Here is a 1271-nt window from a genome sequence, read left to right on the forward strand (position 1 = left end):
TGGCCTGCCTCCACAAAAGTGGTCCTCCCTGATGTATGGCTTTCGAGCCGAATGGAGGACGAAAGAGAATGAGCAAGAAGAGACACACGGCCGAGGAGATTGTCGCCAAGTTGCGGCAAGTCGACGTGCTGACGGCACAAGGCCGGACTGTCGCCGAGGCCATCCGGCAGATCGGCGTAACGGAGGTCACCTATTACCGCTGGCGCTCCGAGTACGGCGGGCTGAAGTCGGATCAGGTCAAGCGCCTGAAGGAGCTTGAGGCCGAGAACGCCAGGCTCCGGCGCGCGGTGTCTGACCTCACCCTCGACAAGATGATCCTGAAAGAGGCCGCCAAGGGAAACTTCTAAGCCCCGCCCGCCGCCGCGCTTGTGTGGAGCATGTGAGAGCCGAACTGGGCCTGTCCGAGCGACGGGTCTGCCGGGTTCTGGGCCAGCACCGCTCCACCCAGCGCAAGATCCCCGCCACCCCTGATGACGAGGCGGCCCTGACCGCCGACATCATCGCGCTTGCTCTCCAGTATGGCCGTTACGGCTACCGGCGCATCACCGCTCTGCTGCGGGAGGCCGGCTGGCTTGTGAACAAGAAGCGGGTGGAGCGGATCTGGCGGCAGGAGGGGCTGAAAGTGCCTCAAAAGCAGCCGAAGAAAGGACGTCTCTGGCTTGCCGACGGATCCTGCATCCGCCTGCGGCCGGAGTATCCCAATCATGTCTGGAGTTACGATTTCGTCGAGGATCGCACCCATGATGGGCGCAAGTTCCGCATGCTCAACATCATCGACGAGTTCACGCGCGAATGCCTGGCCATCCGGGTGAACCGGAAGCTGAAAGCTGTCGATGTCATCGACGTGCTCTCGGACCTGTTCATCCTGCGCGGTGTTCCAGGCCATATTCGTTCCGACAACGGCAGCGAATTCGCGGCCAAAGCTGTCCGCGAGTGGATCACGGCTGTGGGTGCCAAGACGGCCTACATCGAGCCGGGCAGCCCGTGGGAGAATGGGTACTGCGAGAGCTTCAACTCGAAGCTTCGAGATGAACTGCTGAAAGGCGAAGTCTTCTACACGCTCAAGGAGGCTCAGATCGTGATCGAAAATTGGAGGCGCCACTACAATACCGTACGCCCGCACTCTTCATTAGGGTACAAGCCGCCCGCCCCGGAGACGGTGCTACGGCCGGCTGCACAACCCCGGCCAACGCCGCCGGCCACCCCAGCCGTAGCGCCACGACCGATAATGCACTAATATTAACCTCGGACCACCTCGTGGGGGCCGGCCA

1 protein-coding gene is annotated in these 1271 nt (G+C 62.1%); it reads left to right on the top strand.

Annotated elements, in window-relative coordinates; genetic code table 11:
- The first annotated feature begins 68 nt into the window (after window positions 1-68).
- Window positions 69-1237, top strand: a protein-coding gene (locus ACFOYU_RS15305) for an IS3 family transposase (protein WP_377034254.1) whose coding sequence is annotated in 2 segments (ribosomal slippage) — window positions 69-333 and window positions 333-1237 — 1170 coding nt in all. Because the reading frame shifts where the segments join, the coding sequence is not laid out codon by codon here.
- The last annotated feature ends 34 nt before the right edge of the window (window positions 1238-1271 follow it).

It is taken from the genome of Microvirga sp. GCM10011540, from assembly GCF_042650665.1.
In the GTDB taxonomy this organism is placed as follows: domain Bacteria; phylum Pseudomonadota; class Alphaproteobacteria; order Rhizobiales; family Beijerinckiaceae; genus Microvirga; species Microvirga lenta.